Below are 13,202 nucleotides of genomic sequence, written 5' to 3'. Positions count from 1 at the left end.
TTAAGGGTGAATCGACGGAGGGTGGAGGGTGTCCTAGTCGACATGATCAGGAGCGGAATGACGCATTCAGTAGCGTAATGTCCGTTTCTGTCGGAGTGATCGGCCGCCCGAATTGAGGTAATTGTCGAGGCGGTCGTGAGGAAACTCACATGATGATCGCCGTCTCATCCGGGCTCCCGAAGGGAATTGGATGTTTAGCCTGACGCTTTACAGGGATGGCAAATCCGACAACCGGCGCCCCTCCGGGCGGCGCCCGTACCGACAGGGTCCGAACGGCAGATGAAGACGACGATGATGTTCCGCAACATTGCCAACCCCCGGCGCACCACGCTGGCGCACCTCAAGGACGCCGACGAGCTGCAGACGCCGGAACTGCCGGAGCGCACAGTCGAGCTGCCCACCCAGACGGCCAACCCCCGCCGCACCATCCTCATGGAAGCCCCGGTCACGGCCCCGGCCGCAGCGGCCGAGTAATGCGCGGTTGTCCCCCCTCACCCGCGTTAGCCTGGAGCGTCAGTCTTCAGCCAGCCAGCAAGTGAGGGGCGACAGCATCCCGTGCGCATCGCCAGGTTCTCCATCGACGGCAATGTCGCCTTCGGCGCCGTCGAGGGCGAGGGGCCCGATGGTCTCGTCCTCGACATCATCAAAGGCATCCCGTACGCCGAGTTCGAGCTCTCCGGCACCAAGGTCCCGCTGAGCAAGGTCCGCCTCCTGCCGCCCGTGCTCCCCAACAAGGTCGTGGCCATCGGCCGCAACTACGCGGAGCACGCCGCGGAACTCGGCAACGAGGTACCGGACGTCCCCGTCGCCTTCTTCAAGCCCACCACCTCGGTGATCGGCTCCGGCGACGCCATCGAGTACCCCTCCTTCTCCAACGAACTCCACCACGAGGCCGAACTGGCCGTGGTCATCGGCCGCATGTGCCGCGAAGTGCCGCGTGAGCGCGTGAAGGACGTCATCTTCGGCTACACCTGCGCCAATGACGTCACCGCCCGCGATGCCCAGAAGCGCGAGAAGCAGTGGGCCCGGGCCAAGGGCTTCGACACGTCCTGCCCGCTCGGCCCCTGGGTGGAGACCGACCTCGACCCCAGCGACCTGACCATTCAGGCCACGGTCAACGGCGAGCAACGCCAACTGGGCCGTACGAGCGACATGATCCGCTCGATCGAGGATCTGGTCGTCCACATCACGGAAGCCATGACGCTGCTCCCGGGCGATGTGATCCTCACCGGCACTCCCGCAGGGGTCGGACCCCTCCATGTCGGCGACGAGGTCGCCGTCACCATCGAAGGCATCGGCACTCTCACCAACAAGGTGATCAAGCGTGGTTAACGCACCTGTACGTGTACGTTTCTGCCCCTCCCCGACCGGCAACCCCCACGTGGGCCTGGTCCGCACCGCCCTCTTCAACTGGGCCTTCGCCCGGCACCACGGCGGCACCCTGGTCTTCCGCATCGAGGACACCGACGCGGCCCGCGACTCCGAGGACTCCTACAACCAGCTCCTGGAGTCGATGCGCTGGCTCGGCTTCGACTGGGACGAGGGCCCCGAGGTCGGCGGCCCGCACGCCCCGTACCGCCAGTCGCAGCGCATGGACATCTACAAGGACGTCGCCGAGAAGCTTCTCGCAGGCGGGTACGCGTACCACTGCTACTGCACCACCGAGGAGCTCGACACCCGTCGCGACGCCGCCCGTGCCGCCGGCAAGCCGTCCGGCTACGACGGCCACTGCCGCGACCTCACGGCCGAGCAGATCGCCGCGTACGAGGCCGAGGGCCGCACCTCCATCGTCCGCTTCCGGATGCCCGACGAGGCGCTCACCTTCACCGACCTGGTCCGCGGCGAGCTGACCTTCCAGCCGGAGAACGTGCCGGACTACGGCATCGTCCGTGCCAACGGTGCCCCGCTCTACACGCTGGTCAACCCGGTCGACGACGCGCTGATGGAGATCACCCACGTCCTGCGCGGCGAGGACCTGCTCTCCTCCACCCCGCGTCAGATCGCCCTCTACAAGGCGCTCATCGAGCTGGGCATCGCCAAGGCCACCCCCGCGTTCGGCCACCTCCCGTACGTCATGGGCGAGGGCAACAAGAAGCTGTCCAAGCGCGACCCGCAGGCCTCGCTCAACCTCTACCGCGAGCGCGGCTTCCTGCCCGAGGGGCTGCTCAACTACCTCTCCCTGCTGGGCTGGTCCATCGCCGAGGACCGCGACATCTTCTCCATCGAGGAGATGGTGGCCGCGTTCGACATCAAGGACGTCAACGCCAACCCGGCGCGCTTCGACCTGAAGAAGTGCGAGCACATCAACGCCGAGCACATCCGCAAGCTGGATGTGAAGGCGTTCACCGAGGCGTGCGGTCCCTGGCTGAAGGCGCCGTTCGCCCCGTGGGCCCCGGAGTCCTTCGACGCGGAGCAGTTCGCGGCGATCGCCCCGCACGCCCAGACCCGCGTCACGGTCCTCTCGGACATCACGGCCAACGTCGACTTCCTCTTCCTCGACGAGCCGGCCATCGACGAGGCGTCCTGGGCGAAGGCGATGAAGGAGGGCTCCGACGCCCTGCTCGTCACCGCCCGCGCCAAGCTGGCCGACGCCGAGTGGAACGCGGACGCGCTGAAGAACGCCATCCTCGCCGCAGGCGAGGAGCACGGCCTGAAGCTCGGCAAGGCCCAGGCCCCGGTCCGCGTCGCGGTCACCGGCCGCACGATCGGCCTGCCGCTCTTCGAGTCCCTGGAGATCCTGGGCCGCGAGAAGACCCTGGCCCGCATCGACGCGGCACTGGCGAAGCTGGCCGCGTAACCGTCCAGGTCACGCCCTGAGGGGGCGGTCACCGGTTCACTCCGGGGCCGCCCCCTCCGCCGTTTCTCGGTCATGAGACACGTTTCAGCCGAGTCGGGGTGTGGGATTCAGTCGAATGTCGCCGTTCGCTTACGGGAACCTCTGGCGCGGCTAGGATCAGTCGCTATGGCCCGAAAGGGGTGCGTGACGCAGGAATGAAGGGCAGATGGCAGAGGATCTCAACGTCTCCGCAACCGAGTTATACGCCTCGGCGGGCGCCGCAGACGCGCTCGTAACAGATTTGCAGGGGCCTTTGCGGAAGGCGATCGATGACACGGCTGCGGCGGCTGCCGCATTCCGGGCATGGGACGACAAGGGCCGTATCGAGGCCGTCGGCACCGGCTGGGGTGACGCCCTGACCACCCTGAAGGACCGTCTCGCGGAACACGCGAACGGTCTACGGCTGGTGGCCGATGGCCAAAGCGTCAACGATGCGGACATCGGCAACTGTTTCAAGGGCTGGTGAGCCCGGAATGCCAGAACTCTTCGCACAACTCTTCCGCCAGGACTTCTCCGATCTGGAAGCGGCCACCGGCTCGTGGCAGAAGCTGGCCGAGATCCTCGGCGACACCCGGATCGGCAGCGGGAAGCGCGTCTCGGGACCGCTGCACAAGGCAAGCTGGTCGGGCGTTGCCGCCGACTACGGCTTCAACGCGCTCGAAACCACCGAGAGCAAACTGAAAACGGCGCAGACGAACGCGCAACTCATCCACACGGTCCTGGACACGCTCAGCACCCGCATGCAGGCCGCCCAGCGCAAACTGCGCCATGCGGTGTCGGATGCCGAGGCGGCCGGTCATACCGTCACGGAAGACGGCTGGGTCGAGCCGAAGCAGGCGGTCGATCCGAAATATCACAACGACCCGGACTATCAGGGCGTTCAGCAGCAGGCCAATGCCGGGCTGGGAGGTTACCGGGCCCGAATCGACGAGGCGGTGGCGGAAGCGGAACGAGTCAGTAGCGACGCGACCGAACTCCTCCATCAGATCGATCCCTTCGACCTGGACAAGCAGTACGGCGGTGCCAACGCCGCAGAGGACGCCGCACAGATCGCCGAGTTCGCCGGGCTCGGCAGGAAGAACATTCCGAACGGGAAAGATCCGCAACACACCGCCGACTGGTGGGCGGGCCTCACCTCTGACCAGCGCGACTTCTACCTGGCGGCCTTCCCCGACCAGATCGGCAAACTGGACGGCCTTCCCACAGCCACCCGCGACGACGCGAACCGAGCGGTGCTGGACATGCAGCTCAACGACTATGCGCTGCGCGAGGGCGACCTCGGCTATCACGAGCGCGACAGCTACCGCTCACTGAGCGCCCTCAAGGACCGCCTGGACAGGGAAGACACGGCGCCCGCGCACAAGCAGCTGTACCTGCTCGGATTCGACACCTCGAAGGACGGCCGCGCGATCGTCGCCGTCGGCAATCCGGACACGGCCCGGCACACGGCTGTTCAGGTCCCGGGGACGAGTAACCAGCTGGACAACGTGGGGGGCCAGATCGACCGAGCCGCAAAGCTCCAGGGCGCCGCCGGTCGATGGAGCGCGAACGGGGCGACGGACGTGGCGGTCGTCTACTGGCTGGACTACAACGCCCCCGAGGCGAACCTTGATTCGGTGAAGAAGGCAGAGCTGAACCTTGGGGTCGCTACGCAGGGCCGCGCTCAGGACGGAGCCGGGGACCTGCGTGACTTCACGCATGGCCTGCGAGCCGCACACCAGGGGGAGCGGAGCCACCTCACGGTCCTGTCCCATAGCTACGGTTCAACGGTCGCCGGTGCAGCCGATGCCGGTGGGCGAGGGCTGGACGCCGACGACATGGTGGCCGTCGGGAGTCCTGGCATGACGGTCGACCGCGCCGACCAGCTTCATATCGATCCCAAGCATATGTATGTGGGTACCGCGGACAACGATCCGGTCTCCAACTATCTCTCCGGCGCCACGCTCGGAGCGGACCCCAAGGAATCGGAGTTCGGGGCGCAGCACATGTATGTGGACACCAAAGATCACGGCGGCTATTGGAACGACGGCAGCAAGAGCCTGGAGAACCAGGGCCGCATCATCGCCGGACTCGCACCTCGGGGCGGAGGAACAGGCTGATGGCACGCCGCGCATCTGCACACGTATGTGCCGGGCATAGGAGCGCTGCCGCTCTAGCCCTGGCCTTGCTACTGGGAGGCTGTATGTCCGACGAAGGTGTGAACGATCCGCTTCCCCGCATGAGCAGGGAGAAGGCCGAGAAATGGGCCAAGCACTGGACCGATTCCATGGTCAGCACAGCGCATGCCCACCTTGACCCCAAAACGGCTCGTCCCACGGCCGACTTCACCAACTGTATCGGCAGTAACAACGAGGAGGCTGACGACGGCAGGTTCACGTTGAGCTACTCGGTGCGAGGGACTCTTCCCCGTGCCCAGCATGCCCAAGCTGTCACGGACATCGAGAAGACCCTCAAGGGCAAGGGCTTCGACATCCAGAGCTTCGAAGTCGATCTGGACACAGAGCCGGCAAACGTGGTTGACGCCAAGCACCCGAAGGATCAGCAGTTCGTCTCTGTGGGGTCCGTGGACAAGGACCTCCTGGTCTTCATCGTCAGCACCCCCTGCCTCCTGCCGCCGGGTGTCGAGCAGCAGAAATTCTGAGTTGTGAGCCCTTGGTCCTGGGACACCCTGGATACGGCGGCGGTGATCGAAGTCCACGGGCCGCCTCTTCCGCGCTCTAGAGGGCGTGTGGAGCGGTGCTGCTGTTCGTCTGCTGCCCTGGGATGACCCTCGACAGTGGGGGGCCTTGTGCGGCCCGAACAGCAAGTTGGAGGACTGCGCTGCGCGGCGGTCGGAGACCACGATCCCGCCACGCCACTTACCTCCCGGGTCTTGGTATTGGAACTGGAGCTTCTTCAGCCGCTCCCCGAACTGTTCCCTAGCGGCGCGCAGGCGTCGTCGCAATACACATTCCACGCCCGGTCGTTGAGGTAGGCGTGGCAAGCCATCGACGTCTGTGACCGCCTCCGAAGGGGCGGCCACAGGGTCTGCGCAGCCATATGCGCGATGTTTTGTTTCGTGCCTCCGATGCTGCTGGCGGTCCGCGTGCAAGGCCACGTTCCTCGTCGCGTGGAGTTGACCCGAGTCAACTCCGGTGCGTGGTGGAAGCTGCTGGCCCTGGCCACACCAGGCATCCGACGCTCCCGGGGCGCAGGGAGATCAGTTGTGCAGCGCGCTCGGGGGTACGCAGTGACATCCGGAACCCGCCGTCCACAGTGGTGACCTGGGCGCTCCCGTCGCCGTGCGCGAGGCCCCATGCCGCGACCCGGGCGTCGGGCTCGCCGCTATCGGTTCGGAACTGCTCGACGACGGCGAAGAGGCGGGGCGCGGTGGCCTCGACGAGGGCGCGGATCTCATCGGCGAAGCTGTCAGACGGGGCGGGGTTGGAGGACTGCGGGGATACGGTGGTCATGCGAAGTCTCCTGTCACCGAGAGGAGTTGATACGTGATAGAACGCTAACGGAATCGCGATAGATCTATCGTGGAAACTTAGGAATGTCTCGCATGTTCACTGATGTGGGGGACGAGAGTGACCGTGGGTGGAGAGGGGATGTGGTGGCTGCTTCCACGCCACCGACGCTGCGCCAGCGGCGCCTCGGTGCAGAACTGAGGAAGTTGCGCGAGCAGGCTGGGTTGAGTTCGACAGAGGCGGCCGCATGCATCGGCATTCAGCAAGCCAGGATGAGCATGATCGAAGCTGGGCGCTACGGCGTGAGCGCGGATCGTGTACGGGCCATGGCGCGCAGCTATGCATGTGGAGACGCTGCGCTGATCGAGGCGCTGGGCAACATGACAGGGCGGCGAGGGCGTAACTGGTGGGACGAGTACCGAGAACTGCTGCCTGTGGCCCTTGTGGAGGTTGCAGAGCTTGAGGCGGAGGCGACGGCCCTGAGGGTTGCCGTGCTTGTCTCCATGCCTGGCCTGCTGCAAACAGTTCAGCAGGCGCGAGCGTCGTACAGCCAGAACGTTCCGGTGCTCCAGCCGTACGAAGTTGAGCACAGATCTGCTTTCCGCGTGAGGCGGCAAGGCGTCCTCTATGAGACGTCGTCCCTGCCGTACACAGCAGTCATCCACGAGGCGGCGCTTCGCATGGGGGTGGGCGGTCCGGACGTTGTACGCGGACAGTTGGAGCACTTGGTCCATGTGGGAGAGCAGGAGAATGTGACGATCCTGGTCATCCCGTTCGAACGCGCCGACTTCCCTGTGTCCGGTCAGCCGATCACGTATGCAAGCGGCCCCGTTCCACAACTGGACACGATCTTGTTGGATTCGGACCACGGGTGCGACCTTCTCTATGCGGAGGCGCAGCTTGCTCGCTACCGGGCGGTCCTGGACCGCATGGAGCGGTGTGCGCTCAGTGAGGCCAAGAGCCGTGATTTCATCCACAAGATCGCCAAGAGTCTGTGAGACGCCGGAACCATGCACACTTACAACTGGCAGAAGTCCTCGTACAGCAATGAGGGGGCGAACTGCGTCAACGTTGCCAACGCACCCGACGGCACACTCAGGCTGCGGGAGAGCGACGAGCCTGATGTGATGCTCGCCGCGACCCGTGGCGGCCTGGGCGCGCTGCTCGCATTGATCAAGGCGAACGGCGGCGCCTGGGCGCAACCCGAATGAGGCTGTGACCCCTTCGCTACGGACCGTGGAGCCCAGGTGTGCCTCCCGCCCCGCCGGGAACTTCACCTCTCCGTGCCGAATGGCCCGTCCTCTACGAGGAGGCCACCCGCGCCGAGCGGTTCACGTACAGCACTCCCCTGCCGCCTGCTTCTGTGCCCGTCGCGCGATCGAACTCGCCGCGCACTGGATGTTACGACCGGGACAGCTCACTCCGGGCGCCGTGCAAGACGGATCTGAACGCGATGCTGCACGAGGCTCGTTCCAGAAGCTCGGCGGGCCCATCGTGAACGCCAAGACGGACATCGTCCGGCGCCGGGGGAGCCACGCCGTGCACAAGCAGGCGACCGCGCCCCCGCAGACCGCCGTCGCCGGCTTGCGTGAGCTGTTCCACTCCCTCTACTGGTTCGCCCGCACCTGCGCCGGTAAGAACCACGAGCTTCCCACCCCAGGCATGGCGTTCGATACCGCCGCCATCCCACACCTCATCTCGCCGAGGCCCGTCTCAAGAAACAGGCCGAACTGCGAATGCGGGTGGCAGCCCCTTCCCTGACCGGCGCCCGGCGGTCCGGACGACCTGTTCATCCCCGAGGAGAGCGACGACCTGAAGATTGTCTTCATCGGCCTCCAGCGCACCGCGAAGCCCACCGCGCTCGCCGCGTAGGAACCTAAGCTGGGCCGCATGACGATCCGCGCGGTCCTCTGGGACATCGACGACACGATCTTCGACTACACGGGCGCCGACCGCGCCGGCATGAGCAAGCATCTCGAACGCGAGGGCCTGCCCGACGGATACGACTCCGTCGAGCAGGCCCTCGCTGCGTGGCGGGCGATCACCGATGTGCACTGGGCACGGTTCGCCGCCGGGGAGACGGACTTCCAGGGACAGCGCCGGGACCGGGTCCGGGAGTTCCTCTCGCGGGCGCTGGACGACGTCGGGGCCGACGACTGGTTTGCTCGACACGCGGCCCACTACGAGGCCGCCTGGTCGCTCTTCCCGGATGTGCTGCCCGTGCTGGATCTGCTGGCGGGCGGGTTCCGGCACGGGGTGCTGTCGAACTCCAGCATTCACAACCAGGACCGCAAGCTGCGCACGCTCGGGGTGCGGGACCGGTTCGAGGCCGTGGTGTGCGCCGTGGAGCTGGGCGTCTCCAAGCCCGAGGCCGGCGCCTTCCACGCCGCCTGCGACGCGCTGGCGCTGGAGCCGCAGGAGGTCGCGTATGTGGGGGACGAGCCGGACATCGACGCGGGCGGCGCGGTCGCCGCGGGGCTGATGGGGATCTGGCTGGACCGGGGCGGACGGGGCGGGCGGCCCGAGCTCGTCCGTATCAGCGGGCTCGATCAGCTGCCCGGCCTGCTGAGGCCTGCCCGACCCTGATCCGCCGGACAAGCCCTGGCGGGCAATACCCGTTTTGGAGCGCCGGACACCTTCGGGTAATGTTCTTCCTGCGCCGCCCGAGCGGGACGGAAGATCCGAACGGGAAGCGCAAGCCGAATAAAACCCCTTCCGGGGGTTGAGTTTTGGTGGGCTATGGTGTAATTGGCAACACTACGGTTTCTGGTACCGTCATTCTAGGTTCGAGTCCTGGTAGCCCAGCGCAGAAATGCAACAGTAGTAACAAGCCCCCGTTGTGTAGCGGCCTAGCACGCTGCCCTCTCACGGCAGTAGCGCCGGTTCGAATCCGGTCGGGGGTACAGATCCTTCCCGCGAGATCATCTGGGTCGCACCCACGCTCTCGATGCAGGATCGCTAGGGCCCCCGTTGTGTAGCGGCCTAGCACGCTGCCCTCTCACGGCAGTAGCGCCGGTTCGAATCCGGTCGGGGGTACTTGTAACACCATGGGCTATGGTGTAATTGGCAACACTACGGTTTCTGGTACCGTCATTCTAGGTTCGAGTCCTGGTAGCCCAGCGCAGAAATGCAACAGTAGTAACAAGCCCCCGTTGTGTAGCGGCCTAGCACGCTGCCCTCTCACGGCAGTAGCGCCGGTTCGAATCCGGTCGGGGGTACAACAGAGCGACAGACAAAGGCCCTTCACCTCGGTGAGGGGCCTTCTGCTTGCCCGCCAGAACATCCGCCAGAATGTCTGCCGGATTGTCCGTCAGAGTCCGTACCGCCGGGCCGACTCCTCCTCCTGAGCCATCCTGCGCAGCGACATCAGCAGCGGCTCGTAGAGCACGGCCGACGCGACCGCCGTCTCCACCTGCTCGGCCTCCGTGGGGTACGTCTCCATCATGTCCAGGTCCTGGACGGCGACTTGGTGCATGAGGCGGGCCTGCTCGGCCAGATATTCGACATCGCAGGGATAGCCGAGCCGGATCAGGGTGGCCACCGACGACACCAGTGCGCGATGGGCGGGGGACAGGGAGCCGAGCTCCTGGGAGGTCGCCCAGCCGAGCCGGTCCAGGAGTCGTTCGACCTCCTCGCGGGCGGTCGCCGTCTCCGGCGCCTCCTCGTCGGGGTCCGGACCGTGCGGAAGCGACCACAGTGCGGCGCCCAGGCGGATCGTGCGGCCCAGGGACTGGTCGTCGACATGGGAGAGAACCTCGCGGGCCGTGGCCACGGGGAGACGGCCGACCTGGATCAGGGCCCGCACCAGACGCAGCCGGCGCAGATGACTCTCGTCGTACTCGGCCTGCGTCGCGCTCACTCGGTGGCCTGGCCGCAGCAGCCCCTCGCGCAGGTAGTACTTGATCGTCGCGGTCTTGACGCCGCTCTTCTCGCTCAGTTCCGAGAGTCGCATGTTCCGTGCCTTCCCTTGCGCCACCTCTTGGGCAGTGCCACTATCCAATCATTGGATAGTGGCACTCTCCAACAGGGGAAGGAGGTACGGCCATGTTCGCGAAGCCGGTTCCGGGACGGACGACCGCCGCAGCCGAGGGGGAGGTGGTCGTCCTGCTCATCGGGATGCGCATCAACCACTTCCGGGGCGTGCATCATTGGCTGCCCGTGCTGGTGGCAATGCCGCGCATGCTGCGGGAGTTGAGCAAGGACAAGGGGCGCGGTCTGCTCGGCTACACGCTGCTGTCCGGCTCGCCGCGGACGCACTACGTCGTCCAGTACTGGGAGTCGAAGGAGAAGCTGTACGCGTACGCGAGCGCTCCCGACATGTTCCACCGCAAGGCGTGGGCGATGATCAACCGCAAGGAGAAGAAGTCCCGGCAGCATGTGGGGCTGTGGCACGAGACATACATAGTGCCCGAGGGCGGCTACGAATCGATCTACGCCGATATGCCGGCCTACGGGCTGGCCGCGGCGACCGGCGTGCTGCCGATCGAGGGGCGGGGCCGCGGGGCGGCGGACCGTCTCGCGCACCGCTCGTCCGCGAAGTGAGGTTCTGAGAGGGGCCGCCACGACGCTGGGGCGGCCGAAAGATATTTCCCGCGTACGTCAGCCGTTGCGGCGCAGGGCCTCGCTGAGCCTGGCCGCCGAGTCGATGACCGCCTGGGCGTGCATCCTGCCCGGGTGCCGGGTCAGCCGCTCGATCGGTCCGGAGACCGAGACGGCGGCGACCACCCGGTTCGAGGGTCCGCGCACCGGCGCCGAGACCGACGCGACACCCGGCTCGCGCTCGCCGATCGACTGGGCCCAGCCCCTGCGCCGTACGCCCGAGAGCGCCGTCGCCGTGAAACGGGCGCCCTGGAGGCCGCGGTGCAGGCGCTCCGGCTCCTCCCAGGCCATCAGGATCTGGGCCGACGAGCCGGCCTTCATGGTGAGCGTGGAGCCGACCGGCACGGTGTCCCGCAGACCGGACAGCCGCTCCGCCGCCGCCACGCAGATCCGCATGTCGCCCTGTCGCCGGTAGAGCTGCGCGCTCTCGCCGGTGATGTCACGGAGGTGGGTGAGCACCGGTCCCGCCGTGGCCAGCAAGCGGTCCTCGCCCGCCGCCGCCGCCAGCTCCGCCAGCCGGGGGCCGAGAATGAAACGGCCCTGCATGTCCCTCGCCACCATGCGGTGGTGTTCGAGTGCCACGGCCAGCCGATGGGCCGTGGGTCGTGCGAGCCCGGTCGCCGCGACCAGTCCGGCGAGGGTGGCCGGACCGGACTCCAGGGCGCTCAATACCAGAGCTGCCTTGTCGAGAACGCCGACGCCGCTAGAGTTGTCCATACGACGATACTCCCGTCTCACTCTGTGAAACGCAAGTTCAATTTTCGGCGGAAGTTGCGAACCTGTAGGGGCGGCCACACAACGGCCCGTAGCCACCGCCCCGCACGGGGGTCCGGACGGCGGCGCACCGAATCTCTAGTTGGGCCGGCGAAGACGCCGGCCGGAGGGAAAGCGATGGGTAGGACACTCGCGGAGAAGGTCTGGGACGACCATGTCGTCCGGCGCGCCGAAGGTGAGCCCGACCTCCTCTTCATCGATCTGCACCTGCTGCACGAGGTGACCAGCCCCCAGGCCTTCGACGGCCTGCGTCAGGCCGGACGCCGGGTGCGGCGCCTCGACCTCACCATCGCCACCGAGGATCACAACACCCCGACCCTCGACATCGACAAGCCCATCGCCGACCCGGTCTCCCGTGCCCAGTTGGAGACGCTGCGCAAGAACTGTGCGGAGTTCGGTGTACGGCTGCACCCGCTGGGCGACGTCGAGCAGGGCGTCGTGCACGTGGTCGGCCCGCAGCTGGGGCTGACCCAGCCCGGCACCACGGTCGTCTGCGGCGACTCCCACACCTCCACGCACGGTGCGTTCGGCGCGCTGGCGTTCGGCATCGGCACCAGCCAGGTCGAGCACGTGCTGGCCACCCAGACGCTGCCGATGGCCCGCCCGAAGACCATGGCGATCACCATCGACGGCGAACTGCCCGACGGTGTCACGGCCAAGGACCTGATCCTCGCGATCATCGCCCGGATCGGCACCGGCGGCGGCCAGGGCTACATCCTGGAATACCGCGGCCCGGCCATCGAGAAGCTCTCGATGGAAGCCCGGATGACCATCTGCAACATGTCGATCGAGGCCGGCGCCCGGGCAGGCATGATCGCCCCGGACGAGACCACGTTCGACTACTTGAAGGGCCGCGACCACGCCCCGCAGGGCGAGGACTGGGACGCCGCCGTCGCGTACTGGAAGACGCTGCGCACGGACGACGACGCGGTCTTCGACGCCGAGGTCGTCATCGACGCCGCCGAACTGGCGCCGTTCGTCACCTGGGGCACCAACCCCGGCCAGGGCGCGCCCCTGTCGGCCAACGTCCCCGACCCGGCTTCGTACGAGGACGCCTCGGAGCGCAACGCCGCCGAAAAGGCCCTGGAATACATGGGGTTGACCGCCGGCCAGCCGCTGCGCGAGATCAACGTGGACACCGTCTTCGTAGGCTCCTGCACCAACGGCCGGATCGAGGACCTGCGTAACGCCGCCGCGATCCTGGACGGCCGCAAAGTCGCGAGGGGCGTACGGATGCTGGTCGTCCCGGGCTCGGTCCGGGTCGCCCTGCAGGCCGTCGAGGAGGGCCTGGACAAGGTCTTCACCGCCGCAGGCGCCGAATGGCGTCACGCGGGCTGCTCGATGTGTCTCGGCATGAACCCCGACCAGTTGGCCCCCGGCGAGCGCTCCGCCTCCACCTCGAACCGCAACTTCGAGGGACGGCAGGGCAAGGGTGGCCGTACGCACCTGGTCTCCCCGCAGGTCGCCGCCGCCACCGCCGTGCTGGGCCACCTGGCCTCGCCTGCCGACCTGTCCGACGCCCGTACGCCCGCCGGAGTCTGAGA

The 13,202-nt window shown here is 67.0% G+C and carries 15 protein-coding genes and 5 tRNA genes; 17 read left to right on the top strand and 3 right to left on the bottom strand.

Annotated elements, in window-relative coordinates; all coding sequences use genetic code 11:
- Positions 1-279 precede the first annotated feature (279 nt).
- The 6 genes from ACIPEK_RS03445 (at position 280) to ACIPEK_RS03420 (ending at position 5,477) form a co-directional block, all read left to right on the top strand.
- The gene (locus tag ACIPEK_RS03445; protein WP_114246866.1) at positions 280-474 is read left to right on the top strand and encodes a hypothetical protein; all 195 of its coding nucleotides are present in this window, start codon (positions 280-282) and stop codon (positions 472-474) included.
- Between the two features lie 81 nt (positions 475-555).
- Positions 556-1,332, top strand: coding sequence for a fumarylacetoacetate hydrolase family protein (locus ACIPEK_RS03440; protein WP_114246867.1), 777 nt, complete (start codon positions 556-558; stop codon positions 1,330-1,332).
- Complete coding sequence (gene gltX / locus ACIPEK_RS03435; protein ID WP_401990046.1) at positions 1,325-2,797, top strand: glutamate--tRNA ligase; 1,473 nt, start codon at positions 1,325-1,327, stop codon at positions 2,795-2,797. Before ACIPEK_RS03440 ends, gltX begins: the two co-directional genes overlap by 8 nt.
- 205 nt (positions 2,798-3,002) lie before the next feature.
- The gene (locus ACIPEK_RS03430) at positions 3,003-3,302 is read left to right on the top strand and encodes a hypothetical protein (protein WP_401990043.1); all 300 of its coding nucleotides are present in this window, start codon (positions 3,003-3,005) and stop codon (positions 3,300-3,302) included.
- A 7-nt stretch (positions 3,303-3,309) separates the two neighbouring features.
- On the top strand, positions 3,310-4,935 hold the full coding sequence (locus tag ACIPEK_RS03425) for an alpha/beta hydrolase (RefSeq protein WP_401990040.1): 1,626 nt from the start codon (positions 3,310-3,312) through the stop codon (positions 4,933-4,935).
- A gap of 83 nt (positions 4,936-5,018) precedes the next feature.
- On the top strand, positions 5,019-5,477 hold the full coding sequence (locus ACIPEK_RS03420; RefSeq protein ID WP_401990037.1) for a hypothetical protein: 459 nt from the start codon (positions 5,019-5,021) through the stop codon (positions 5,475-5,477).
- Between the two features lie 484 nt (positions 5,478-5,961).
- Here the strand turns inward: ACIPEK_RS03420 and ACIPEK_RS03415 are convergent, their stop codons facing one another.
- Positions 5,962-6,288 carry a hypothetical protein gene (locus ACIPEK_RS03415; RefSeq protein WP_401990034.1) on the bottom strand — a complete coding sequence of 109 codons (327 nt, stop codon included), beginning with the start codon at positions 6,286-6,288 and terminating at the stop codon, positions 5,962-5,964.
- Positions 6,289-6,431: 143 nt separating this feature from the next.
- On the opposite strand from ACIPEK_RS03415, the gene ACIPEK_RS03410 reads away from it, so the two are divergent.
- The 9 genes from ACIPEK_RS03410 to ACIPEK_RS03370 all read left to right on the top strand — a co-directional run bounded on the left by ACIPEK_RS03410 (position 6,432) and on the right by ACIPEK_RS03370 (position 9,503).
- Positions 6,432-7,283, top strand: coding sequence for a helix-turn-helix domain-containing protein (locus ACIPEK_RS03410; RefSeq protein ID WP_401990031.1), 852 nt, complete (start codon positions 6,432-6,434; stop codon positions 7,281-7,283).
- A 12-nt stretch (positions 7,284-7,295) separates the two neighbouring features.
- Complete coding sequence (locus tag ACIPEK_RS03405; RefSeq protein ID WP_401990028.1) at positions 7,296-7,496, top strand: DUF397 domain-containing protein; 201 nt, start codon at positions 7,296-7,298, stop codon at positions 7,494-7,496.
- A gap of 220 nt (positions 7,497-7,716) precedes the next feature.
- Positions 7,717-8,046 (top strand): hypothetical protein, encoded by a 330-nt coding sequence (locus ACIPEK_RS03400; RefSeq protein ID WP_401990025.1) that lies wholly within the window; start codon positions 7,717-7,719, stop codon positions 8,044-8,046.
- Between the two features lie 129 nt (positions 8,047-8,175).
- Positions 8,176-8,871: an HAD family hydrolase gene (locus ACIPEK_RS03395; RefSeq protein ID WP_401990022.1), complete on the top strand. Its 696-nt coding sequence runs from the start codon at positions 8,176-8,178 to the stop codon at positions 8,869-8,871.
- Positions 8,872-9,018: 147 nt separating this feature from the next.
- Positions 9,019-9,090 (top strand) — tRNA-Gln (locus ACIPEK_RS03390).
- Between the two features lie 25 nt (positions 9,091-9,115).
- Positions 9,116-9,188 (top strand) — tRNA-Glu (locus ACIPEK_RS03385).
- Between the two features lie 60 nt (positions 9,189-9,248).
- A tRNA-Glu gene (locus tag ACIPEK_RS03380) sits at positions 9,249-9,321 on the top strand.
- Between the two features lie 12 nt (positions 9,322-9,333).
- Positions 9,334-9,405, top strand: a tRNA-Gln gene (locus ACIPEK_RS03375).
- Positions 9,406-9,430: 25 nt separating this feature from the next.
- A tRNA-Glu gene (locus ACIPEK_RS03370) sits at positions 9,431-9,503 on the top strand.
- Positions 9,504-9,595: 92 nt separating this feature from the next.
- On the opposite strand, the gene ACIPEK_RS03365 is transcribed toward ACIPEK_RS03370, so the two are convergent.
- The gene (locus ACIPEK_RS03365) at positions 9,596-10,237 is read right to left on the bottom strand and encodes a MerR family transcriptional regulator (RefSeq protein WP_401990019.1); all 642 of its coding nucleotides are present in this window, start codon (positions 10,235-10,237) and stop codon (positions 9,596-9,598) included.
- Positions 10,238-10,329: 92 nt separating this feature from the next.
- On the opposite strand from ACIPEK_RS03365, the gene ACIPEK_RS03360 reads away from it, so the two are divergent.
- Complete coding sequence (locus ACIPEK_RS03360) at positions 10,330-10,827, top strand: DUF4188 domain-containing protein (protein WP_401990016.1); 498 nt, start codon at positions 10,330-10,332, stop codon at positions 10,825-10,827.
- Positions 10,828-10,884: 57 nt separating this feature from the next.
- Here ACIPEK_RS03360 and ndgR read toward each other — a convergent pair whose 3' ends face one another.
- On the bottom strand, positions 10,885-11,601 hold the full coding sequence (ndgR, locus tag ACIPEK_RS03355; protein ID WP_030928691.1) for an IclR family transcriptional regulator NdgR: 717 nt from the start codon (positions 11,599-11,601) through the stop codon (positions 10,885-10,887).
- Between the two features lie 174 nt (positions 11,602-11,775).
- On the opposite strand from ndgR, the gene leuC reads away from it, so the two are divergent.
- Entirely contained in the window at positions 11,776-13,200 is a 1,425-nt protein-coding gene (gene leuC, locus ACIPEK_RS03350; protein WP_382957172.1) for a 3-isopropylmalate dehydratase large subunit, read from the top strand.
- The last annotated feature ends 2 nt before the right edge of the window (positions 13,201-13,202 follow it).

Source organism: Streptomyces sp. NPDC088246, from assembly GCF_044741025.1.
Lineage (GTDB): Bacteria > Actinomycetota > Actinomycetes > Streptomycetales > Streptomycetaceae > Streptomyces.
Note: the sequence above shows the minus strand (reverse complement) of the source record. Positions and strands in the feature narration are given on the sequence as shown.